Annotated in this window: 21 protein-coding genes and 5 tRNA genes; 20 read left to right on the forward strand and 6 right to left on the reverse strand. The window is 62.1% G+C overall.

What is annotated here, in order from left to right:
- Positions 1–221: 221 nt before the first annotated feature.
- Entirely contained in the window at positions 222–545 is a 324-nt protein-coding gene (locus ACB030_RS03840) for an HI1450 family dsDNA-mimic protein (RefSeq protein ID WP_005331685.1), read from the forward strand.
- A gap of 46 nt (positions 546–591) precedes the next feature.
- Here ACB030_RS03840 and ACB030_RS03845 read toward each other — a convergent pair whose 3' ends face one another.
- Together ACB030_RS03845 and ACB030_RS03850 are read right to left on the reverse strand one after the other, a co-directional pair.
- Positions 592–903 carry a DUF1289 domain-containing protein gene (locus ACB030_RS03845; protein WP_371158150.1) on the reverse strand — a complete coding sequence of 104 codons (312 nt, stop codon included), beginning with the start codon at positions 901–903 and terminating at the stop codon, positions 592–594.
- A 1-nt stretch (position 904) separates the two neighbouring features.
- The gene (locus ACB030_RS03850; RefSeq protein ID WP_005331682.1) at positions 905–1,780 is read right to left on the reverse strand and encodes a S1 RNA-binding domain-containing protein; all 876 of its coding nucleotides are present in this window, start codon (positions 1,778–1,780) and stop codon (positions 905–907) included.
- 271 nt (positions 1,781–2,051) lie between these two features.
- On the opposite strand from ACB030_RS03850, the gene ACB030_RS03855 reads away from it, so the two are divergent.
- The 4 genes from ACB030_RS03855 (at position 2,052) to ACB030_RS03870 (ending at position 4,427) form a co-directional block, all read left to right on the forward strand.
- Complete coding sequence (locus tag ACB030_RS03855) at positions 2,052–3,284, forward strand: UPF0149 family protein (protein WP_371158152.1); 1,233 nt, start codon at positions 2,052–2,054, stop codon at positions 3,282–3,284.
- A 150-nt stretch (positions 3,285–3,434) separates the two neighbouring features.
- Positions 3,435–3,905, forward strand: a complete 471-nt coding sequence (locus tag ACB030_RS03860) for a MarR family winged helix-turn-helix transcriptional regulator (RefSeq protein WP_005331665.1) — start codon at positions 3,435–3,437, stop codon at positions 3,903–3,905.
- The gene (locus ACB030_RS03865) at positions 3,902–4,090 is read left to right on the forward strand and encodes a DUF4250 domain-containing protein (protein WP_371158154.1); all 189 of its coding nucleotides are present in this window, start codon (positions 3,902–3,904) and stop codon (positions 4,088–4,090) included. The genes ACB030_RS03860 and ACB030_RS03865 overlap by 4 nt, the downstream gene beginning before the upstream one ends.
- A gap of 160 nt (positions 4,091–4,250) precedes the next feature.
- Positions 4,251–4,427, forward strand: coding sequence for a hypothetical protein (locus tag ACB030_RS03870; RefSeq protein WP_371158156.1), 177 nt, complete (start codon positions 4,251–4,253; stop codon positions 4,425–4,427).
- 90 nt (positions 4,428–4,517) lie between these two features.
- On the opposite strand, the gene ACB030_RS03875 is transcribed toward ACB030_RS03870, so the two are convergent.
- Positions 4,518–5,105, reverse strand: coding sequence for an FMN-dependent NADH-azoreductase (locus ACB030_RS03875; RefSeq protein ID WP_371158158.1), 588 nt, complete (start codon positions 5,103–5,105; stop codon positions 4,518–4,520).
- Positions 5,106–5,331: 226 nt separating this feature from the next.
- On the opposite strand from ACB030_RS03875, the gene ACB030_RS03880 reads away from it, so the two are divergent.
- From ACB030_RS03880 to ACB030_RS03895, 4 genes are all read left to right on the forward strand, one after another.
- The gene (locus tag ACB030_RS03880) at positions 5,332–6,222 is read left to right on the forward strand and encodes a DMT family transporter (RefSeq protein WP_371158160.1); all 891 of its coding nucleotides are present in this window, start codon (positions 5,332–5,334) and stop codon (positions 6,220–6,222) included.
- Positions 6,223–6,295: 73 nt separating this feature from the next.
- Positions 6,296–7,474: a formate-dependent phosphoribosylglycinamide formyltransferase gene (purT, locus tag ACB030_RS03885; protein ID WP_371158162.1), complete on the forward strand. Its 1,179-nt coding sequence runs from the start codon at positions 6,296–6,298 to the stop codon at positions 7,472–7,474.
- A gap of 127 nt (positions 7,475–7,601) precedes the next feature.
- Positions 7,602–8,261, forward strand: coding sequence for a hexitol phosphatase HxpB (gene hxpB / locus ACB030_RS03890; RefSeq protein ID WP_371158164.1), 660 nt, complete (start codon positions 7,602–7,604; stop codon positions 8,259–8,261).
- Between the two features lie 281 nt (positions 8,262–8,542).
- Entirely contained in the window at positions 8,543–8,746 is a 204-nt protein-coding gene (locus tag ACB030_RS03895; protein ID WP_005301298.1) for a CPXCG motif-containing cysteine-rich protein, read from the forward strand.
- An 88-nt stretch (positions 8,747–8,834) separates the two neighbouring features.
- Here the strand turns inward: ACB030_RS03895 and ACB030_RS03900 are convergent, their stop codons facing one another.
- A complete protein-coding gene (locus ACB030_RS03900; RefSeq protein WP_371158166.1) occupies positions 8,835–9,143 on the reverse strand; it encodes a hypothetical protein in 309 nt (102 codons plus the stop codon).
- Between the two features lie 65 nt (positions 9,144–9,208).
- Between ACB030_RS03900 and ACB030_RS03905 the strand changes: the two genes are divergently transcribed.
- From ACB030_RS03905 to ACB030_RS03915, 3 genes are all read left to right on the forward strand, one after another.
- Positions 9,209–9,829 carry a TetR/AcrR family transcriptional regulator gene (locus ACB030_RS03905; RefSeq protein ID WP_371158168.1) on the forward strand — a complete coding sequence of 207 codons (621 nt, stop codon included), beginning with the start codon at positions 9,209–9,211 and terminating at the stop codon, positions 9,827–9,829.
- Between the two features lie 76 nt (positions 9,830–9,905).
- Entirely contained in the window at positions 9,906–11,015 is a 1,110-nt protein-coding gene (locus ACB030_RS03910) for an efflux RND transporter periplasmic adaptor subunit (protein WP_371158170.1), read from the forward strand.
- Positions 11,012–14,068, forward strand: a complete 3,057-nt coding sequence (locus ACB030_RS03915) for an efflux RND transporter permease subunit (protein ID WP_371158172.1) — start codon at positions 11,012–11,014, stop codon at positions 14,066–14,068. The genes ACB030_RS03910 and ACB030_RS03915 overlap by 4 nt, the downstream gene beginning before the upstream one ends.
- A gap of 142 nt (positions 14,069–14,210) precedes the next feature.
- On the opposite strand, the gene ACB030_RS03920 is transcribed toward ACB030_RS03915, so the two are convergent.
- Complete coding sequence (locus ACB030_RS03920) at positions 14,211–14,822, reverse strand: riboflavin synthase subunit alpha (protein ID WP_371158174.1); 612 nt, start codon at positions 14,820–14,822, stop codon at positions 14,211–14,213.
- A 136-nt stretch (positions 14,823–14,958) separates the two neighbouring features.
- Between ACB030_RS03920 and ACB030_RS03925 the strand changes: the two genes are divergently transcribed.
- The 7 genes from ACB030_RS03925 to ACB030_RS03955 all read left to right on the forward strand — a co-directional run bounded on the left by ACB030_RS03925 (position 14,959) and on the right by ACB030_RS03955 (position 17,423).
- A complete protein-coding gene (locus ACB030_RS03925; protein ID WP_005324956.1) occupies positions 14,959–15,165 on the forward strand; it encodes a YaeP family protein in 207 nt (68 codons plus the stop codon).
- A gap of 151 nt (positions 15,166–15,316) precedes the next feature.
- Positions 15,317–16,696, forward strand: a complete 1,380-nt coding sequence (locus ACB030_RS03930; protein WP_371158176.1) for an MATE family efflux transporter — start codon at positions 15,317–15,319, stop codon at positions 16,694–16,696.
- 170 nt (positions 16,697–16,866) lie between these two features.
- Positions 16,867–16,943 (forward strand) — tRNA-Val (locus ACB030_RS03935).
- An 11-nt stretch (positions 16,944–16,954) separates the two neighbouring features.
- Positions 16,955–17,031 (forward strand) — tRNA-Val (locus tag ACB030_RS03940).
- A 15-nt stretch (positions 17,032–17,046) separates the two neighbouring features.
- Positions 17,047–17,123: transfer RNA gene (locus tag ACB030_RS03945), tRNA-Val, on the forward strand.
- A 110-nt stretch (positions 17,124–17,233) separates the two neighbouring features.
- A tRNA-Val gene (locus ACB030_RS03950) sits at positions 17,234–17,310 on the forward strand.
- Positions 17,311–17,346: 36 nt separating this feature from the next.
- Positions 17,347–17,423: transfer RNA gene (locus ACB030_RS03955), tRNA-Val, on the forward strand.
- A 118-nt stretch (positions 17,424–17,541) separates the two neighbouring features.
- On the opposite strand, the gene ACB030_RS03960 is transcribed toward ACB030_RS03955, so the two are convergent.
- Positions 17,542–19,971, reverse strand: a complete 2,430-nt coding sequence (locus tag ACB030_RS03960; protein ID WP_371158178.1) for a DNA polymerase II — start codon at positions 19,969–19,971, stop codon at positions 17,542–17,544.
- A gap of 190 nt (positions 19,972–20,161) precedes the next feature.
- On the opposite strand from ACB030_RS03960, the gene ACB030_RS03965 reads away from it, so the two are divergent.
- A complete protein-coding gene (locus ACB030_RS03965) occupies positions 20,162–20,656 on the forward strand; it encodes a prolyl-tRNA synthetase associated domain-containing protein (protein WP_371158180.1) in 495 nt (164 codons plus the stop codon).
- The last annotated feature ends 107 nt before the right edge of the window (positions 20,657–20,763 follow it).

Consider the following 20,763-nt stretch of genomic DNA (forward strand, 5'->3'; position numbering starts at 1 on the left):
AGTGCCACCACCAGGTCTCCCGTCGCCGCTTGATCTGCCGCCTGTACTGTCGTCGCTTCATGCTGCCCACATGCCTCATCATGCCGCCCGATGGCGGCGGCTCTGTTAACCTTATCCCCTGTTTCGGCCATTTGACAGCACGGGATTGCCGGCCTCACGCGCTGGCCGCCATCCCCAATAATTGTTAAAGTGGCGAACCTGGACGTATCTGGAGTGATTTCATGGAACAACGTAGCCCGGATCAGCTGGTCGAGTGGGCCTATGATCAGTTTCTGGAGCAGGCCGCCGACATGCTGGCCCCCGAACAAATCGTCGACATCACCCTCGAATTCGAGCAGCGTGGCGCCGTCGAGGCGACCCTGCCCAACGCCGACTGGTCGACCGAGCTCGGTGTGCCGGTCGACATGGAGCGTTGGGCCGAGGTGTGGGTCGGCTTGCTGGATCATCAGGAGGAGTTCGAGGTGATCTACGCCACCTTCCTGCTGCCTCGGGATCAGAGCGAACACGAGGTCCATGTTCGCTGGCACCGCCAGCAACAGGCATAAGAAAAGGCGCACCTGGCGCCTTTTTCGTTTTTTGCGGTTCACCTCTTCAGGGGCGAGCCGCGATGGCCTTGGCCAGACAGCGGCGGCACCAGCAGGCGCTCCCCTCGCTCATGGGCAAGGCGGGCAGCTGGCTGCACCAGCAGCGCTCTATGGGTTCACCGGCGGAGACGGCGCAAAACGCCGGCTCGCCGCATCCCGGGCACAGGTGGGTGCGGCGCGTGCCATCCAGCTCGGCCATGCGCGCCAGCTGGGCCTCGCTGTCCATGGCGGACCACTGGCCTATCTCGGTCAGGGTGCGGCCGCAACCGAGACAGAGCCCGTCCTTGGCCCGGCAGTCACCGATGCAGGGACTCGGCACCTTATTCGCCGTCCTGGGCCGGGCTGGTCTCTGCGGCGACCAGCGTGATGCAGTTGTCTTCGATGACGATCTTGCCCTGCTTGTAGAGCCCGCCGATGGCCTTCTTGAAGGTGCCCTTGCTCATGTTGAACATCTTGTAGATGAGCTCGGGTTCACTCTTGTCCCCCACCGCCAGGCTGCCACCCTGCTTCTGCAATCGGGTGAGAATACGACCGCCGGCATCATCCATCCGATCCTGACCCGGTTTTTGCAATGTCAGATCCAGCTTGCCATCCTCACGGACCTGCTTGACCCAGGCGGTCAGCGGTCGGCCCGTCATCAGGCGGCCGAACACCTCGTTCTTGAACAGCATGCCGGAGTACTGGCCATTGACCACGGCCTTGATGCCGAGGGGGGTATGTTCCCCCGGCAGCGCCGTCACCTCGTCACCGGCCTTGAAGGGGGGATCGACGCGCAGGAAGCGCTCCAGGCGGCTGGTGCCCACCATGCGCCCCTCGTTGTCCAGCATCAGGTGCACCAGGTAGACATGGCCCACCTGCATCGGCTTGTTCTGCTCGCGGCTTGGCACGAACAGATCCTTTTTCATGCCCCAGTCGAGGAAGGCGCCGATCTTGTTGGCGTTGACCACCTTGAGGCCGACAATGTCACCCACCATGGCAAAGGGCTTGTCGGTGGTGATCACCGGCTCGCAATCTGCGTCCAGATAGAGAAAGACGGACACCTCGCCATCTTCGGCGACGCCTTCCGGCAGTTGACGCTTGGGCAACAGCAGCTCGCCATATTCCCCCGCGGCCAGCCAGGCGCCTCTGTCTTCGAGCTCAACGACGGTGAGGGTGTTCATCTTGCCAATCTGTAACATGGTGATCTCTTCTTTCAATAGCCGGATGGGCCTGCAGTTCATGGCCCGTAATAGATGCGCATCGCCCCTGTCGTCGGCGCAGGGAGGAGAAGGGCTAGCGTTTTTCATGCAGGCCCGCATGTTACCTCAGAGCCGTGGCAGGACCTAGTCCCTTGCCCGCCCTCGCGCAGGATTTTCACCTCGGTGGGACCCTGGCCTGGCGATATTAGCAGCACTCGATCGCCCCTTGGCTGCAAATAACCCCACTTTTAGGTAGACTTCGCGGCCGTCAAATCCAGAGGAAGCGTCGATGAACCCAGCCACTCGTACCCGTCATCTCAATCAATGGATCCAGAGCCACAGCCAGCAGGACATGAGTTACCCGGCCCTGCACGGCTTTCTCTGCGCCCGTCTGACGGGGCCGATCGCCCCTGACTGGCAAGATCCGCTGGCCGGCCTGCTGCCCCATGACGCAGCGCTGGACGAGAAGAGTGCCGAGGCGCTGCACCATCTGATCGCCGAGCTGGAGGCCCAGGCCGACGACGCCCAGTTGGCCCTGCCAAGCCAGTGCCGCCTCTCTAGCGAGACCCCGGAGCAGGTCTTCGAGCAGAGCCACCCCCTCGGCCAGTGGAGCTACGGCTTCAGTCAAGGGGTAGCCCGCTGGCCCACGCCGACGGATCTGAACGATCCCGCCACCCGCCACCGCTTCAGCCTGGTGGCCGAGCTCTGCCTGTTCCGTGACAGACCCATGGCCCGGATGCTGCACCAGGCCGCGGCCAGCGAGCTGCCCTTCCTCGATTTTTGCAAGCGGCAGCGCCAGCAGATGAAGACGGCCCTCAACCTCCTGCTGACCCTGGATCAGGATGAGGCACAGCATGAAGAAGAACCGCTGCTCGACAACGAGCAGACCCGCCAGTGGCAGCAGTGGTTCGAGCAGGCGGCGCAGTGCCGCGATCCCCTCGCCCGCCTTCCCTGGTTTGAGCGCATCATTGCCGATGCCAGCCCCCTGTTCGACGAGGCCTTCTGGCAACAACACGCAGGCCGCGGCTGGAGCGCCCCTGAGGCCCGCCCGCTGATCGCGGCCCAGGCGGGCCGGGCCGATTGCCTGCTACGACTGGGGCAGCAGGAGCAGGCGCGCCACGCATACCTGGCCCTGCTCGACCTCTGTCAGGCCGACGAGCCCGGCTGTCGCCATCCCCTCTCCAGCCTCTATGCCTGGCAAGGGGATTGGGCCGCCCTGCAGGGGCTGCTGGTGCGCTTCAATGAAGCCTCCTGCTGGCTGCGCTACAACAAGGCGCTGATGGTGTTTGCCACCCAAGGCGAGCAGGCGGCGCTGCCTCATCTGGCCGCCGCCCTTGACGCCAACCCCCATGTGCCCGCCACCCTGCTGGGCCAGCGCAGGCTGCCCAAGCAGGAGCCCCGTCACTGGCAGGGGGGAAGTCGCGACGAGGCCGCGCTCTATGCACTCCAGAGCCGCGAGGCCTGGCTTGCTCATAATGCGTTGATCTGGCTACGTAAAAGTGTAAACAGCAAGGCCAGTTGAGACCCTGGCTGCCGGATCCATGACGCAACACGTGCGCAAACGCACATTTTTCTGGTGCCCGTTCAGACAAATGCCCTTGTGTTACGTATCATCAAGGTCAAAGTATCAAGAGAAACTGCACCCGATGCAGCCGCCACAGCAGGATGTCATATGTCGAAGATCATAGAGCTGCTCGCGCACTATCCCCCCTATCAGCTGGTCCATGCCGCTGAAATGGTGCGCGATACCTTTGAACAGTTTTACCAGCAGCGGTACCAGCTCACGGTGCCCCAATGGCGCCTGATGATGGTGCTTGGCCCCCACTACCCCATCAGCCAGAAAGAGCTGGTGGAGGCGAGCGGGATGGACAAGGTGCGGATCTCCCGCGAGATCCACCGTCTGGTGGAGAAGGGCATTCTGTTCACCGAGAGCAGCGCCCAGGACAAACGCATCAGTCTGGTCTCCTTCACCCCGGCGGGGCTCACCCTGTTCCAGCAGCTCAAGACCGAAGCGGGCAGCTGGCAGCACACCCTCACCGACTATCTGCCCGCCGAGGCGCGCCAGAGCATACGGCTGCACCTGCAAAGCGTGAGCGACGCCATCGAACAACTCCACCTGCTGGACAGCGAGCAACAATCATGAACCTGACCCGTTTTGCCACCATGGACGTCAACATGCTGCTGAGCCTGGTCAACATGCAGCTGCGTGATCACTACGCCGATCTGGACGATCTCTGCCGGGCGCAGGATCTCGACAAAGAGGCCCTGATCGCGCGGCTGGCCGGCGGCGATTTCCACTACCAGCCTGATCAAAAGCAGTTCAGATAGGGATCCGGATCACAAGCTGTCTCGTGGCGCTGGCCGTGGCGGCAAAAACTGCTAAGGTGAGAGGCAACCCCGCTGGACCCGGGCCTGAGGTATGGATACATCAGGCTGTCACAGACGGCGGTTAGCCTTAATTCGCTCACCATCAGCCAAGGACGACACCATGATCCTGACCCGACAGACCAGCCTGATCATCATCAGCGCCCTCTTCACGATCGGCCTCTTCTCCCCCCATCTGCCCCAGAGCACGGAGCAGTGGCTCAGCAGCCTGCTGCTGGGATCCCTGGTGGTGGTCTGTCTGCTGGTGGGCAGCGGCTGCCGTCGCTTCATCTGGGATTGAACAGTGGCGTCCGCCATCTGAAAACAACAACGCAGCCTGATGGCTGCGTTGTTGTTTCTGGCGCTGCCTGAGCAGGCAGGTGTCACGGCATCAGTATGCCAGGGTTTCCAGCTGCTCCTTGGCCTGCTCTATGCCCTTGGCCTGCGCCTCGGGACCCATGCCCATGCCCTCGGCATAGATGAAGTCCACTTCCTTGATGCCGATGAAGCCCAGCACGGTGCGCATGTAGGGGGTCACCAGATCGGTGGGGTTACCCAGGTGCAGACCGCCGCGGGGGCTGACCACCAGGGCGCGGGTGCTGTCCACCAGACCGACCGGGCCGGTCTCGGTGTAGCGGAAGGTGACGCCGGCACGGGCCACCAGATCGATCCAGTTCTTCAGCTGGGTCGGGATGTTGAAGTTGTACATGGGGGCCGCGATGATCACCAGATCGCTCGCCTTGAGCTCGGCCACCAGCTCGTCGGACTGGGCCAGCACAGCCAGCTGACGCTCGTTGAGGTTTTCACCGCCGCGCAGGCCCATGGCCAGCTCGCCGTCGAGCACCGGCAGGTTCAGGGTCGCCAGGTCGCGCACGGTGACGCTGTCACCCTGGCGCTCTGCCAGGTAACCGTCAATCAGGGCGTTGGATTGGGAATACTGGCCCAGGATGCTGGACTTGAGAACGAGGATATTGGCCATGGTGAAACTCCATTTGGTTGTCGGTTGAACAGCTGTGCTGTCGATGGAGGTCACTATAAAGACTGAGGTTCAAGGCGGATAGCGAAAATAGATGCTCAAGTTATTCAAATATTTTGATGCTTGCGCACTTCCTCGCCAGCAAGGTACTCACCAAGCACCCCGGCCTTGGCAGAACAAACGATTGCCGTTATGATCCGCCGCACTTTTTTTAAGTGACCCGGATCCCATGGCACCCTCCCGCAGGCACTCCCCCTTTGCCGGTGCAGTCTGGATGATGGTGGCAGGCCTCTGCTTTGCCGCCGTCAACAGCCTGAGCCAGTTCGTCAGCTTCAAGCTCGGCCTCCCCTCGACCCAGGTCGCCTTTCACCAGTACCTGGTCGCCCTGATCTGCCTGCTGCCCTGGCTCATTCGCCACGGCCTGCGCCAATCCCTGATGACCAACCAGCTGCGGCTGCACCTGCTGCGGGTCGCCCTGGCGGTCATCGGCATCCAATTCTGGCTCTGGGCGCTGGCGGTGCCCGTGCCCATCTGGCAGGGCATAGCGCTCTTGATGACCTCCCCCCTGTTCGCCACCCTCGGCTCCGCCTTGCTGCTCAAGGAGCAGGTGAGCCGGGCGCGCATCCTGGCCACCCTGGCGGGCTTTGTCGGGGCCATGCTGATCCTGGCTCCCTGGACCGATGACTTCAGCTGGGCCTCCCTGCTGCCGGTGGCGGCCGCCCTGTTCTGGGCCGGTTACTCCCTGCTTGTCCGCTATCAGGCGGCGAGCGAATCGTCCCACACCATAGTGGTCTACCTGCTCATCTTCAGCACCCCCTTCAACGCCATGCTGGCCCTGCCGGAGTGGCAGTGGCCAAGCCAAGCCCAGTGGCTGCTGGTGGCGGCCTCAGGGGTGCTGTCGGCCCTGGCCCAGATGTCCATCGCCCGTGCCTACAGCGTGGCCGAGGCCTCCTTCGTGCAACCTTTCGATTTTGCCAAGCTGCCCATGAACGTACTGGCGGGCTGGCTGGTGTTTGGCTGGGCGCCTCCCGGCCGATTGTGGCTCGGCGCCGCCATCATCATAGGCGCCATCACGCTGCTGACCCATCTGGAGCAGCGCGCCCACAAATCCGTTTCCTGAGGTACGCCATGCGTGCCTCTTTTTTTACTCACTCGGGTCAGCAACCCTGACCATGGACATCAGGAGAGATCAGATGTTTGGAACCGCCACCCGCCCCGCTGCCACCCGTGCCCTGCTGCTCGGCTCAGGCGAACTCGGCAAGGAAGTCGCCATCGAGCTGCAACGCCTTGGCATAGAAGTGATCGCCGCCGACCGCTACGCCAATGCCCCCGCCATGCAGGTCGCCCACGCCGCCCACGTGCTGGACATGCTCGACGGGGCCGCCCTGCGCGCCCTGGTGGCCGAGGTCAAACCCGACCTCATCATCCCCGAGATCGAAGCCATCGCCACCGATACCCTGGCAGAGCTTGAGCAGGAAGGGGTCAGGGTCGTGCCCAACGCCCGCGCCACCCAGCTCACCATGAACCGGGAGGGGATCCGCCGCCTCGCCGCCGAAGAGCTGGGCCTTCCCACCTCCTCCTACCGCTTCGCCCAGAGCAAGGAGGAGTTCGTCGCCGCCGTCGAGGCCATCGGCCTGCCCTGCGTGGTGAAACCGGTGATGAGCTCCTCCGGCAAGGGGCAGAGCCTGTTGCGCGACCTTGCCAGGCTGGACGAGAGCTGGACCTATGCCCAGGAGGGGGGCCGCGCCGGCCGTGGCAAGGTGATCGTCGAAGGCTTCGTCCCCTTCGAGTACGAGATAACGCTGCTCACGGTGCGCGCCGTGGACGGCATCCACTTCTGCGATCCCATAGGCCATCGTCAGGAAGACGGTGACTACCGCGAGTCCTGGCAGCCCCAGGCCATGAGCGAGCTGGCCCTGGCCCGCGCCAAAGAGGTCGCCGCCAAGGTGGTCGAGGCCCTGGGTGGCCATGGCCTGTTCGGGGTCGAGCTCTTCATCAGGGGTGACGAGGTGTGGTTCAGCGAGGTCTCTCCCCGCCCCCATGACACCGGCATGGTGACACTGATCTCCCAGGATCTCTCCGAGTTCGCCCTGCACGTGCGGGCCATCCTTGGGCTGCCGATCGGCACCATCACCCAGTTCGGGCCGAGTGCCTCCGCCGTGGTGCTGCGGGAAGGCCACAGCCAGAACATCCGCTATCAGGGGATTGGCGAGGCCCTGGCCCTGGTGCCGGGCGCCCAGCTGCGCCTCTTCGGCAAGCCCGAGATCGCCGGTCGCCGCCGTCTCGGCGTGGCGCTGGCCCGTGGGCAAGAGTGCGAAGAGGCGGTGGAGAAGGCCAAGGCGGTCGCCGCCCGGGTCGAGGTGCTCTTCTAGATCCCTCTCTTTGTTACAGCAAAACAAACGTTTGCCGATGTGATCGGGCGCAAGGGGCATGGCAATGCCCCTTTTGCATTTGCCCGTCAGGCTTATAATCCCCCTTCAAATTAGTCAGGAGTACAAGATGTTAGCTGCCGTGATCTTCGATATGGATGGTGTTCTGATCGACTCGGAACCCTTTTGGCAACGGGCCCAGATGGCCGTCTTCTCCGAGCTGGGCCACTTCCACACCGAGGAAGACTGCAACTCCACCATAGGAGTGCGCATCGATCAGCTGGTGGCCCACTGGTATCGCCTGCGTCCCTGGAGCGGCCCAACTCAGGAAGAGGTGGTGCAGCGCATCCTGGATCAGGTCATAGCACTCATCCTGCAGGAGGGTCAGGCCAAGGCCGGCGTGCTGGAGGCTCTCGACCTCATCGAGGCCCGTGGTCTCAAGATTGGCCTGGCCACCTCTTCCCCCTTCACCATGGTGGAGGCGGTGCTCGGCAAGCTCGGCATCCAGGATCGCTTCATGGCGGTCCACTCCGCCGAGGTGGAGCGCTTTGGCAAACCCCACCCGGACGTCTATATCCACGCCGCCGAGAAGCTGGGCGTCGAACCTGTGCACTGTCTGGCCATCGAGGACAGCTTCACCGGCCTGCTGGCAGCCAAGGCGGCGTCCATGCAGGCGCTCATAGTGCCGGACCCGGCGCTGGTGGGGGATCCCCGTCTGGCCATCGCCGATCACCAGCTGCGTTCGCTCGCCGAGCTGGATGCAGACATGCTGGCCCGCTGGGTCAAGTAGTCTACCTGGGGGCGCCTATCGTTCCATGCGCCCAGCCCTGGTCGGCGATCCCCGTCTGGCCATCGCCGATCACCAGCTATCCTCGCTCGCCGAGCTGGATGCCGACATGCTGGCCCGCTGGGTGGCTTGATTACACAGGAGCCAGGGGGGCGCCGGGTCAGACGTCGGGGCTCGGCCCATCCCTGATCCCTGTCATAAACGTGCGCCCGCTCGCGGTTGCGCCGCCTCTTGCCGACTAGAATCAGGGAACAGAGACGGCCCAAGGGCCCGAGGAGGTCACCATGATCGAGTACACCAGCAAGCGCATCGTCTGCCCCCACTGCGGCCACCACACCCGGGTCGAGCTGGATGCCAGCCAGGGGGATCAGGAGTTCTACGAGGACTGCATGGCCTGTTGCAATCCGATCCACCTGCGATTGCACCGGGACGAAGCCCGCGACTGTCTGCAGCTGTTTGTGGATGCGGACGACGAGCAGATGTTTTGAATCTATGTCCTGAACAATTGATGTCCGGAACACAGGCCACCCAACGGGTAAAATGCCAGTCAGCCAAGTCTGACTGGCATTGTTTTTATTAGCGTTTTAACAGCTGCCAGCGCTGCAGGTTGGTCCGAAGCGCCCCCCACCGCTCTTGCCCAATTCCTCCTGCCTTCTTACTACTCAGGTCAAGCCCCTGTCTGTTGCCAGCTGCATTTGTCATCGTCGCTGATTGCTCAGGAGAACTGCCCATATGAAGTGCCCAGGAGCGGAGAGTACCGAAGGGTAACGTCAGGCCAAGCAACGCGCCGGCCAGCAAGCTGACCATGGCAGACACGATGAAGAGTGCTTTGGAAACATGTTCTGATTGCAGATAACAACCAAAACCAAATCTCAGATTGGTCACTCGTTGTCAATCTGACCATGGCGCGTTAACATTCCAAATCCCCTGTATGGCAGTCAGAGAAAAAGATGATGAGTGAAGAAAACAGCACTCCTGCGCTGAATCGAGGCCCTGTCGATCACGATGTACGGGATCAGATTCTGGTTGCAGCCACCGAGCATTTCAGCCGCTACGGCTATGGCAAGACCACAGTGTCTGATCTGGCAAAATCAATAGGATTTTCAAAGGCATATATATACAAGTTCTTCGCATCCAAGCAGGCGATTGGCGAGAGTATTTGTGCAAACTGCCTGGCCGATATTGAAGGCGAGGTTCGCAGAGCGATTGAACAGGTTGATCAGCCGCCCGAGAAGCTGCGCCGGATGTTTCAAGAGATCATCAAGGCAAGTTGTCGCTTGTTCTCCGCCGATCGAAATCTCTATGAAATAGCGGCTTCAGCCGCGGCCGAGCGCTGGCAAGCCACTCTCGTCTATGAGCAGAACATCCAGGCATTACTGCAAGATATCCTGCAGGAGGGGCGTAAAACCGGTGACTTTGAGCGAAAAACCCCGTTGGATGAAATAACTGCGGCAATTTATCTTGTCATGAGGCCCTATTTAAACCCCCTCATGCTGCAACACAACTTCGACTGCATTGACAAGGCGCCGACCCAGCTGTCTAACCTGGTGCTGCGCAGCCTCGCGCCATAACACAATAGTGACCATTGACCGAAATGGTCACTTGAATTACATTGCCTCCTGAACCGTTCTTCATGGAGGCTTGTGCATGTCTCGTCACAGCATACTGGCAATTATCACTGCGTTACCGCTGGCCCTGACGGCTTGTGGTGAGCAACCACCCTCTGATCCACGTACGCAAGTACCCCTGGTGCGCACCGTCGCGGTCCATGATGCTGAGGTTGAATCACGCGCTTTTACCGGAGTCGTCGCGGCTCGCGTTGAGAGTGACTTGGGTTTTCGCGTCTCTGGCAAGGTGCTGCAGCGCCTCGTAGACACAGGGCAAACCGTCAAGCGAGGTCAACTGCTGATGCGTATTGACCCTGTTGATCTGAAACTCGCCGCGCACGCACAACAGGAGTCCGTTGTGGCGGCCAGAGCAAGAGCGAAACAAACCGCGGAAGAGGAAGCCCGTTACCGGAATTTGCGTGGCACGGGCGCCATCTCCGTCTCAACCTACGATCAGGCCAAGGCGGCGATGGACACGGCTAAAGCCGAACTTCGAGCCGCCGAAGCGCAAGCGGAAGTGGCCCGTAATGCCACCGGTTATACAGACCTGGTCGCCGATGTTGATGGCACTGTAGTGGCCACCCTGGCGGAGCCAGGGCAAGTCGTTAACGCCGGGCAAGCCGTCGTGCGCATTGCCCACGCGGGGGCCCGTGAAGCTGTCATTCAATTGCCAGAAACATTGCGCCCCCCATTGGGTTCCCGGGGCCAGGCAACCCTCTTCGGAAGGGGCGATGGCACAGCCGCGGCAACGTTGAGGCAGCTTTCCGACGCAGCAGACCCGGGCACTCGCACATTTGAAGCACGATATGTGCTGACTGGAGCGCTTCAGGATGCACCTTTGGGCTCCACTGTGACTCTCCATCTGACAGAGGACCCGATGGCAGCAAGAGCGGGTGTTCAGATCCCGATCAGCGCCTTGCTCGATACCGGTCAAGGCCCTGGGGTGTGGCGTGTTCATGGCCACCCCACCAAGGTCTCCTGGAACCCTGTCACAGTGTTAAACCTTGACAGTGACGCTGCCCAGGTTTCAGGCCAGCTCCGGCAAGGCGATCTGGTGGTCGCCATGGGCGCGCACTTGCTCCATGAAGGGGAGCTGGTGCGCACGCTCGTCCCCTCTGCCGATGTGACAACAGAGGGTGCACGTCCATGAGCGAACGTCGCTTCAACCTGTCGGCACTTGCAGTGCGCGAACGGGCCATCACGCTGTTTCTGATCATGCTGATCTCGCTGGGCGGGATCACGGCCTTCTTCAAGCTGGGACGGGCCGAGGACCCCTCATTCACCATCAAGGTCATGACCATCATCACCGCCTGGCCCGGCGCCAGCGCGCAGGAGATGCAGGATCAGGTCGCCGAGAAGATCGAAAAGCGGCTGCAGGAGCTGCGCTGGTATGACCGCAGCGAAACCTACACCCGTCCGGGGCTTGCCTTCACCACGCTGACCCTGCGAGATAACACCCCACCATCGGCAGTGCAGGATGAGTTCTATCAGGCCCGTAAAAAGGTCGGCGACGAAGTGCGCAATCTGCCACCCGGCGTGCTGGGGCCATTTCTCAACGATGAATATTCCGATGTGACCTTTGCCCTGTTCGCTCTCAAGGCAAGGGGCGTACCGCAGCGTGAGCTGGTCCGGGATGCGGAAATGCTGCGCCAGCGCTTGCTGCACGTGCCCGGAGTGAAGAAGGTCAACATCGTTGGCGAGCAGCCTGAGCGTATCTATGTCGAGTTTTCCCATGAGCGCCTGGCCACGTTAGGGGTCAGCCCGCAAGACGTGTTCACGGCCCTGAACGGCCAGAATGCCTTGACGCCCGCCGGCGCCATCGAAACCAGGGGGCCAGAGGTGTTCATTCGCCTGGACGGCGCCTTTGACGAGCTGCAAAAAATACGCGACACCCCCGTCGTGGCGCAGGGACGCACGCTGACGCTATCTGATATCGCGACGGTGAAACGGGGCTATGAAGATCCGGCGACATTCATCATCCGCAGCGGCGGCGAACCTGCACTGCTGCTGGGGGTTGTGATGCGCGACGGCTGGAACGGGCTCGATCTGGGCGAGGCCCTGGATGACGAAATCACCGCCATCAACACCGAACAACCGCTGGGCATGAGCTTGAGCAAGGTCACCGACCAGGCCGTCAACATCAGTTCGGCGGTCGATGAGTTCATGATCAAGTTTTTCGCGGCGGTACTCGTGGTCATGCTGGTGAGTTTTGTCAGCATGGGCTGGCGTGTCGGTGTCGTGGTCGCCGCGGCCGTACCATTGACGCTGGCCGTGGTCTTTGCCGTGATGCTCGCGACCGACAAGAACTTCGACCGCATCACCCTGGGGTCACTGATCCTGGCCCTGGGGTTGCTGGTGGATGACGCCATCATCGCCATCGAAATGATGGTGGTGAAAATGGAAGAGGGCTATGACCGTATCGCGGCGTCTGCTTACGCCTGGAGTCATACCGCGGCGCCCATGCTCTCGGGCACTCTGGTCACGGCCGTCGGATTCATGCCCAATGGCTTTGCGCGCTCCTCGGCGGGTGAGTACACCAGCAACATGTTCTGGATCGTGGGCATAGCGCTCATTGCCTCCTGGGTAGTGGCCGTGGTGTTCACCCCATACCTCGGGGTCAAGCTGTTACCCGCTGTCAAGAAAGTCGAAGGCGGCCACCATGGGATCTACAACACGCCGCGTTATCACCGCTTTCGCAAACTGCTGGGCAACGTCATCGCCCGCAAGTGGCTAGTGGCAGGCTCGGTGATCGCGCTCTTCGTGGCATCTGTGCTGGGTATGAGCCTGGTGAAGAAGCAGTTCTTCCCGATCTCGGACCGCCCTGAAGTGCTGATAGAAGTGCAGATGCCCTATGGCACCTCGATTACCCAGACCAGCTTGGCGGCGGAGAAGGTGGAAGCCTGGCTGGCCAGGCAGGAGGAGGCCAGGATCGTCACCGCCTACGTCGGCCAGGGTGCACCCCGTTTCTTTTTCTCGATGGGACCAGAGCTGCCCGATCCGTCGTTTGCCAAGATAGTGGTGCGTACGGACAACCAGACCGAACGCGAAGCCCTGAAACACCGTCTGCGGCAAGCCATTGCCGAGGGACTGGCCCCCGAGGCACGGGTGCGCGTCACCCAGCTGGTGTTCGGCCCCTACTCCCCCTTCCCCGTGGCCTACCGGGTGGCAGGGCCGGATCCGGCTGTGCTGCGCAACATTGCGGCTGACGTGCAACAGCTCATGAGCGCCAGTCCACTGATGCGCACGGTCAATACCGACTGGGGCGTACGGGTGCCGACGCTGCACTTCACCTTGCAGCAGGATCGACTGCAAGCGCTTGGGCTGGACTCAAGCTCGGTGGCGCAACAACTGCAATTCCTGCTCAGCGGCATACCGGTCACTGCGGTGCGGGAAGACATTCGCACCGTACAGGTCGTTGCGCGATCGGCGGGCAAGAACCGGCTCGATCCGGCCAGGATTGGCGATTTCACACTGGTCGGCGCCAATGGGCAACGGATCCCGTTGTCGCAAGTGGGCAAGATAGATGTTCGCATGGAAGAGCCGGTCATGCGCCGACGCGACCGGGTGCCGACCATCACGGTACGGGGTGATATCGCCGACAATTTGCAGCCCCCAGACGTATCGACGGCGATCACCCGGCAATTGCAACCCCTCATCGCTGCACTGCCAGCTGGGTACAGCATCGTAGAGGCCGGATCCATCGAGGAGTCAGGCAAGGCAATGGCGGCCATGTTGCCTGTCTTCCCCATCATGCTGGCCATCACCTTGCTCATCATCATCCTGCAGGTGCGCTCGATGGCGGGCATGATCATGGTGTTCCTGACCAGTCCGCTGGGCCTGATCGGCGTGGTGCCGACACTGTTGCTGTTCCAGCAGCCCTTCGGCATCAATGCGCTGGTCGGCTTGATTGCACTGTCGGGCATACTGATGCGCAACACGCTGATATTGATCGGGCAGATCCGTGAAAACGAGCAGGCCGGGCTAGACCCTTTCCATGCGCTCGTTGAAGCGACAGTGCAGCGTGCTCGTCCGGTCATTCTGACTGCACTGGCCGCTATCCTCGCCTTTATTCCGCTAACCCATTCGGTGTTCTGGGGAACACTGGCTTACACCCTGATCGGCGGCACCTTTGCGGGCACTATCCTGACGCTAGTGTTCCTGCCCGCCATGTATTCCATCTGGTCCAGGATCCAGCCTGGCTGAAACAGGGATCAGATAAACCGTTGGAATGCGATCATCCCCGCCCGGCTTCTGAATGTTGTCGATGCATCATCGAGCAGGCAGAGAACAGATGAAAGGTGCGATCATCGCCCTGACACGGCACAGTGCCAGGGCGGTGATACCACTACTGGCGCGCCGCCAGCACCCGCTCCACGGTGTCGACTATGGCCTGGGTCTGGGGATCGATCTCGATGTTGGTCTGCCAGCCCGCCTTGACCCAGCCCAGGTTGGTGCGGGCCAGGGTCTCGGGAATGAGGTTGACGCAGAAGTCGTTCTCGCGCACCTCGCCTATGGTCAGGCTGATGCCGTCGATGCCGATGTAGCCCTTGGTCAGCACGTATTTCATCAGTTCGGGGGCGGGGCGGTACCACAGCTGGCGATTGTTGGGGGTGTCGATGACAGAGGTCACCTCGGCCGTGCCCATGATGTGGCCGGACATGGCGTGACCGCCGATCTCGTCGCCAAAGCGGGCGGCCCGCTCAACATTGACCTTGTCCCCGACCGCCAGCGCACCGAGGTTGGTCAGGCGCAGGGTCTCCTGCATCAGATCGAAGCTGACCAGCTCCCCCTCGATGCGGGTGACCGTCAGGCAGCAACCGTTGTGGGCCACGGAGGCGCCGAGCGCCAGCCCCTCGCCCCAGGCCGGGCTCGGCATGCGGATCACATGGGTGCGAAAGTTGGGCAGCTCTTCGATGGCCACCAGTTCGGCGGTTCCCTGTACTATGCCGGTGAACATGTCTCATCTCCACGCTGTAATAAAATTGTCGGCAGGTTACCCCCGGCCACAGTGCAAGACAAGGGTGCCGGCTGACAAGGCGGGCCCCGATCGTTATAGTGACCCCCTTCAATCCAGGCTTAACGAGGAAACAAAAATGCAGGTATATCAATGCTGTGAAGCCATTCGAATCGCCTACAACCAGATTGGCTCCGGCGAACAGGGCTATGTGCCCCAGGCCATCGCCGCCAGCATACGGGCGCTCAACGCCGTGGCGAGCGACGACAGGGTGCCTGCGGACCTTCGCGAGCAGGCCGCCTACGCCGCCGCCAACCTGCTGATCAGCGATCACGAGGACGCCTGATCCCGGGTAGAAATGCACCGCCAACCTTCCCCGTTGGCGGATTTTCAGGCTAGAATGACACCCCCGCGTTTTGTCTCCTCCCGGCAGGAGATAAAAGCCCCTCTCATTTACCCGTTCTTTTCTCTTTTATCTGATCCACTCGGAGGTGTCAGTGCAACGTTATTGGACCGAGGCGAAGCAGCTCGTTCGTCTAGCCAGCCCCATACTGGTGGCCCAGGTGGCCCAGATCGCCATGAACTTCGTCGATACCGTGATGGCGGGTCAGGTCAGCGCCGTGGATCTCGCCGCCGTGTCGGTGGCCTCCAGCTTCTGGCTGCCGATCATCTTGCTGGTGCAGGGCATCATCATGGCGCTCACCCCCATCGTTTCCCAGCTCAACGGGGCCCGTAAACGGGACGAGATCCGCCCGGCCGTGCACCAGGGCTTCTGGCTGGCGCTGATGGTGACCCCCATCGCCATGGTGGCGCTCTACTTCAGCCCGCTGGCGCTGCAGTTCATGGACGTGGATCCCGTGATGGCGGAGAAGACCGCCGGTTACCTGCACGCCATCCTGTGGGGCCTGCCCGCCTTCGTGCTGTTCCAGGTGCTGCGCAACTTCAGCGAGGGGCTCTCCCACACCATGCCCACCATGGTGATCGGCTTCGTCGGGCTGGCGGTCAACATCCCCGCCAACTACATCTTCATCCACGGCCACTTCGGCATGCCGAAACTCGGCGGGGTCGGCTGCGGCGTGGCCACCGCCATCGTGCTCTGGGCCATGCTGCTGGCGATGATCGCCTACGTGAAGCTCTCCCCCCACTTCAAGAAGATCAACCTGTTCGCCCAGCTGGCGCGCCCCAACGGCAGCCGGATCTGGCGGCTGTTTCGCTTAGGCTTCCCCATCGCCATGGCCATCTTCTGCGAGGTGACCCTGTTCACCGTGGTGGCCCTGATGCTGGCCCCCTTCGGCGCCGAGACGGTGGCGAGCCACCAGATAGCGCTCAACTTCTCCAGCCTGGTGTTTATGCTGCCGCTCTCCATTGGTGTCGGCGTGACCATCCGGGTCGGCCACAGCATAGGGGAAGGTCAGCCGGATCAGGCCCGGGTCGCCGCCCGCACCGGCCTGATGCTGGGCATGGCGGTGGCCGCCGCCACCGCCGCCCTCACCGTGCTGCTGCGCCAGCCCATCGCGGAGATCTATACCGATGACATCCAGGTGATCACGCTGGCGGCTACCTTGTTGTTCTTCGCCGCCATCTACCAGACCTCCGACTCGGTGCAGGTGGTGGCCGCCGCCGCCCTGCGCGGTTACAAGGACACCCAGGCGATCTTCTACATCACCATAGTCGCCTACTGGGGCATGGGGCTGCCCACCGGCATGATCCTGGGACTGACCGACTGGGTGGTGCCGCGCATGGGGCCCCAGGGCTTCTGGGTCGGCTTCATCGTCGGGTTGACCGGCGCCGCCCTGATGCTGGGGGCGCGGCTGCGTCTCATCTATGGCCGATTCGCGAGCCCGGAGGCCTGCACCGCGCTTTCCCGGGCTCAATAAAGGGCGCCACGACGCCGCTCAATGGCGCGGCTCGCCTGCAAAATCAACAGGCTGCGCAAGAACTGGGCAAACAGTCTCCTTTGTGCATGTCCCTTGTTGACAGCCTTTGGGGGCATGGGTAGTATGCCGACCACGCAAGCGACGTCGTGTTCCCTTGCATGATGAAAAGCGGGTTTATAGCTCAGTTGGTTAGAGCACTACCTTGACATGGTAGGGGTCGTTGGTTCGAATCCAATTAAACCCACCACTTTTCGCGATGCGTCCTTAGCTCAGCTGGTTAGAGCACCACCTTGACATGGTGGGGGTCGGTGGTTCGAATCCACTAGGACGCACCATCACGACACTGTTATGCGTCCTTAGCTCAGCTGGTTAGAGCATCACCTTGACATGGTGGGGGTCGGTGGTTCGAATCCACTAGGACGCACCATAACAGTTTGAATAAATTGCAGATGTGGGTTTATAGCTCAGTTGGTTAGAACAGTACTTTGACATGGTGTAGGCGATGTCGTTGGTTCGAATCGAGTTGAACGCAGATGTGGGTTTATAGCTCAGTTGGTTAGAGCACTACCTTGACATGGTAGGGGTCGTTGGTTCGAATCCAATTAAACCCACCACTCCCCTGCAAATGAAAAAGCCGCATTGCGCACCCTGCGTCCTTAGCTCAGCTGGTTAGAGCATCACCTTGACATGGTGGGGGTCGGTGGTTCGAATCCACTAGGACGCACCAAATTAGAAAAGCCCGCTCCTTGAGCGGGCTTTTTGCATTCTGCCTTTTGATTCTGCCTTGTCGCCCTGCCCTCCCGGTCAGCCTGACCCGGCTCAGCCCCGGCTGTGGGGCTGGCTCGCTAGAAGAGATCCAGCTGCTGGCCGCAGATCCGGTCGAACGACTCGCCGATGAAGGGGAGGATGGCGTCGGCGATGGGCCTGAGCTGCTTGTCGATGTAGTGCTCGTAGTCGATGGCGCTGCGCCTGTACTCCAGCGGCTCGGGGCCGCTCAGGGTCATCAGATAGGCGATGGAGCCCCGATGCTGATAACGCTGAGGCAGCCCGCGGCGCAGATTCTCCTCGTCCGCCAGGCGCGCCGCCCGCACATGGGGCGGCACATTCTTCTGATACTCCTCGAGTTTTTGGCGCAGCCGCTTGCGGTAGATGAGCAGATCGTCGTGACGACCGGCCCGGGTCTCATCCACCATGGTGCGCACATAGCCGCTGGGATCTTCATCGTGAAACACCAGCTCATAGAGGCGGGTCTGAAACTGCTTGGCCAGCATGGTCCAGTCGGTGCGCACAGATTCGAGCCCCTTGAACACCAGCTGCTCACTCCCCTCCTGCCCCTCGCCGCCGACCAGGCCGGCATAGCGTTTCTTGCTCCCCTTCTCCAGCCCGCGGATGGTGGGCATCAGGAAGCGGCGGTAGTGGGTCTCGTATTCGATCTCGAGATAACAGGGCAGATCGAACTCGCGCCTGATCAGCGCCGTCCAGTTGTCGTTGATCATGGTGGCCAGCTCGCGGCCAATCTGTTCGGCCTGCTGCGGGCTGGTCTCCCTGTTCAGGTGAACAAAGGTGGAGTCGGTGTCGCCATAGATCACCTCGAACCCCTTCGCCTCTATCCACTCCCGGGTCTGCTGCATGATGCTGTGACCACGCAAAGTGATCGATGATGCCAGCCTGGGATCATAGAAGCGGCAGCCCCCCGATCCCAGCACGCCGTAGAAGGAGTTCATGATGATCTTGATGGCCTGGGATAGCGCCTTGTTGCTAGCCGCCTTGGCTCTGTCCCGCGCCGCCCACAGGGTGGCGATGAGATCCGGCAGGAAGTGCCGCTCGCGGGAGAACAGGGCGCCGCGAAAGCCGGGAATGGCGTGATCGGGATGTTGCAACCCCTCCACCAGCCCCATGGGATCGATGCAGAAGGTGCGGATGATGCTGGGGTAGAGGCTCTTGAAATCGAGCACCAGCACGTGGCGATAGAGACCGGGCTTGGAGTCCATCACATAGCCGCCGGGGCTCGCCAGCCCACCGTCGGCGGGCAGATTGGGGGCCACGTAGCCACCGCGGTGCAATCGAGGCAAATAAAGGTTGGTAAAGGCGGCCACCGAGCCCCCTACCCTGTCCAGCTCCAGCCCGGTGAGGGAGGCGCGCTCGATGGCAAAGGGGATGAGGTGGCAGTAGTCGAAGATCTCCCACACCAGCTTGCAGTCTTCCAGGTTGTAGCGGGCCAGCGCCTCCTTGTCGGAGTGGAACAGTTCAGTAATCTTCTCCCCCCGATTGGCCACATCCTCGATATCCTTGCCGCGGCCAAGCAGCTCGCTCGCCACCGCATCCAGGCTGTAGCTGGCAAACTGCCAGGTGGCGCTTTTCAGGGTATCGATGCCGTCCAGCACCATGCGCCCGGGGATGATGACGTTGCCGGTCTGGGGATCGTTGCGGGATGAGCGCCAGAAGCAGAGCTCGCGCCCCCGTCCGAGCCGCAGCCGCCGCTTGCCCAGCTCGGCGCGGCGCAGCAGCAGGCGAAAGTCAAAATTGACCACGTTCCAGCCAATCACCAGATCGGGGTCGTGCAGGCTGAACCAGCTCTCCAGCGCGCCAAGCAGGGCGCTTTCATCCGTCACCCACTCGACCTTGGTGCCCCAGCTGTCGGCATCCGCCTCCGGGGTGCCTATCATGATGACCCGCGCATCCTGCTCGCTGTAAAGACCGACCGAGAAGAGCGCCCCGTCCATGGCGCACTCCACATCCAGCGACACCCAGGAGAGGGTGGGCGTCACCGCCTGGGGCGCGCAGCGTGCCTCGTTCACCTCCCAGTAGCCCTGCCTGCCACCCTTCTTCACCGCCCGGCCATCGAAGCGCACGCCAGCGGTGATGAAGCGCTCCATCAGGAAGCGCTCCGGCAGCCGGATATCCGCCTCGAAGTGCTCCAGCCCGCGAATGAGCAGCAGCTCGATGGCCCGGTGAAAGGCGCTCAAGGTGGCGAAATAGCAGCCCACCACGGGGCGGCCATCGAAGGTGTGCATCGGCAGGCGGCGAAACCGCCCCCTCACCCCGGCGCCTTTGAACAGCTCGGCGGCTTCTGCCATATGGCTCTGTGGCAGAAAGAACACCGGCTCCTGCCCCGGCACCACCACCCGCACCGGCCCCTGCGCACTCCAGAGCCACATCACGATCTCGGTGGTGGCGGCGTGCCCGTCGCGGCCGCGCACGTCCCGACCGTGGCGGGTCAGGATAAAACCGTCGAGCGGCGGGGTGGCGGGAACGGGGGGCTGGGTCGCGGTCATGGGCAATAAGGGGTCGGCCTTGGGATGGGACTATTGTACGTTCATACAGTGCCTGCTCGCAATCGTCGCGCCAGGCTGCGGGGCGGGAGTCAAACTGGTAAGCTCGATCCCGTCGTCATCCCCATCAACCCTTTTATGACCGCGCTTCTTTATCACCGCGCTTCGCCGACGAAAGACGAAAGGAGTCACTGTGGCAATCTATTCCCTGCTGGATCGGCTCGCCATCCCCTACCAGCGTATCGATCACCCCCCTGTTTTTACCTGCGAGGAGGCGAGCAGGCTGCTGCCCGACCTGCCCGCCGCCAAGACCAAAAACCTCTTTTTGCGCGACCCAAAAAGCGAGCGGCTGTTTCTGGTGGTGAGTCCGGAGGAGAGCCGGGTCGATCTCAAGGCACTGGCGGCACGGCTCGGGGTCAAGCGGCTGAGCTTTGGCTCCCCAAAGCGGCTCGATGCAGTGCTCGGCCTCACCCCGGGTTCGGTGACCCTGCTCGCCATGGTGCGCGATAGCGAGCATGCCGTGGAGCTGGTGGTGGACGAAACCATCTGGCAGGCCGAGCAGGTGCAGTGCCACCCGCTGGTCAACACCGCCACCCTGATCATCCGCCTCGACGATGTGCGCCGTCTGCTGACCCATTTGGGCCGAGAGGCCTGCGTCATGGCATTGCCGAGCGTGGCAGCCGATTAGATGGCCGGCACCGCCCTCAGGATGCAGCACCCACCAGAGCCGACCCCTTTCGAATGCCACCTGGCGCCGTCATCTGGTCGAGTGTGCCGAGGCGGGGGGGCGGGAAT

The organism is Aeromonas sp. S16(2024) (genome assembly GCF_041403065.1).
Lineage (GTDB): Bacteria > Pseudomonadota > Gammaproteobacteria > Enterobacterales > Aeromonadaceae > Aeromonas.

What these genes read in the sequence shown, in the direction of transcription:
- ACB030_RS03870 (WP_371158156.1), top strand. Translation starts at nt 4,251, where the DNA reads ATGATCCTGACCCGACAGACCAGCCTGATCATCATCAGCGCCCTCTTC.
- ACB030_RS03880 (WP_371158160.1), top strand. Translation starts at nt 5,332, where the DNA reads ATGGCACCCTCCCGCAGGCACTCCCCCTTTGCCGGTGCAGTCTGGATG.
- ACB030_RS03920 (WP_371158174.1), bottom strand. Translation starts at nt 14,822, where the DNA reads ATGTTCACCGGCATAGTACAGGGAACCGCCGAACTGGTGGCCATCGAA.
- ACB030_RS03905 (WP_371158168.1), top strand. Translation starts at nt 9,209, where the DNA reads ATGATGAGTGAAGAAAACAGCACTCCTGCGCTGAATCGAGGCCCTGTC.
- ACB030_RS03960 (WP_371158178.1), bottom strand. Translation starts at nt 19,971, where the DNA reads ATGACCGCGACCCAGCCCCCCGTTCCCGCCACCCCGCCGCTCGACGGT.
- ACB030_RS03915 (WP_371158172.1), top strand. Translation starts at nt 11,012, where the DNA reads ATGAGCGAACGTCGCTTCAACCTGTCGGCACTTGCAGTGCGCGAACGG.
- hxpB (WP_371158164.1), top strand. Translation starts at nt 7,602, where the DNA reads ATGTTAGCTGCCGTGATCTTCGATATGGATGGTGTTCTGATCGACTCG.
- ACB030_RS03865 (WP_371158154.1), top strand. Translation starts at nt 3,902, where the DNA reads ATGAACCTGACCCGTTTTGCCACCATGGACGTCAACATGCTGCTGAGC.
- ACB030_RS03910 (WP_371158170.1), top strand. Translation starts at nt 9,906, where the DNA reads ATGTCTCGTCACAGCATACTGGCAATTATCACTGCGTTACCGCTGGCC.
- purT (WP_371158162.1), top strand. Translation starts at nt 6,296, where the DNA reads ATGTTTGGAACCGCCACCCGCCCCGCTGCCACCCGTGCCCTGCTGCTC.
- ACB030_RS03855 (WP_371158152.1), top strand. Translation starts at nt 2,052, where the DNA reads ATGAACCCAGCCACTCGTACCCGTCATCTCAATCAATGGATCCAGAGC.
- ACB030_RS03875 (WP_371158158.1), bottom strand. Translation starts at nt 5,105, where the DNA reads ATGGCCAATATCCTCGTTCTCAAGTCCAGCATCCTGGGCCAGTATTCC.
- ACB030_RS03840 (WP_005331685.1), top strand. Translation starts at nt 222, where the DNA reads ATGGAACAACGTAGCCCGGATCAGCTGGTCGAGTGGGCCTATGATCAG.
- ACB030_RS03925 (WP_005324956.1), top strand. Translation starts at nt 14,959, where the DNA reads ATGCAGGTATATCAATGCTGTGAAGCCATTCGAATCGCCTACAACCAG.
- ACB030_RS03860 (WP_005331665.1), top strand. Translation starts at nt 3,435, where the DNA reads ATGTCGAAGATCATAGAGCTGCTCGCGCACTATCCCCCCTATCAGCTG.
- ACB030_RS03895 (WP_005301298.1), top strand. Translation starts at nt 8,543, where the DNA reads ATGATCGAGTACACCAGCAAGCGCATCGTCTGCCCCCACTGCGGCCAC.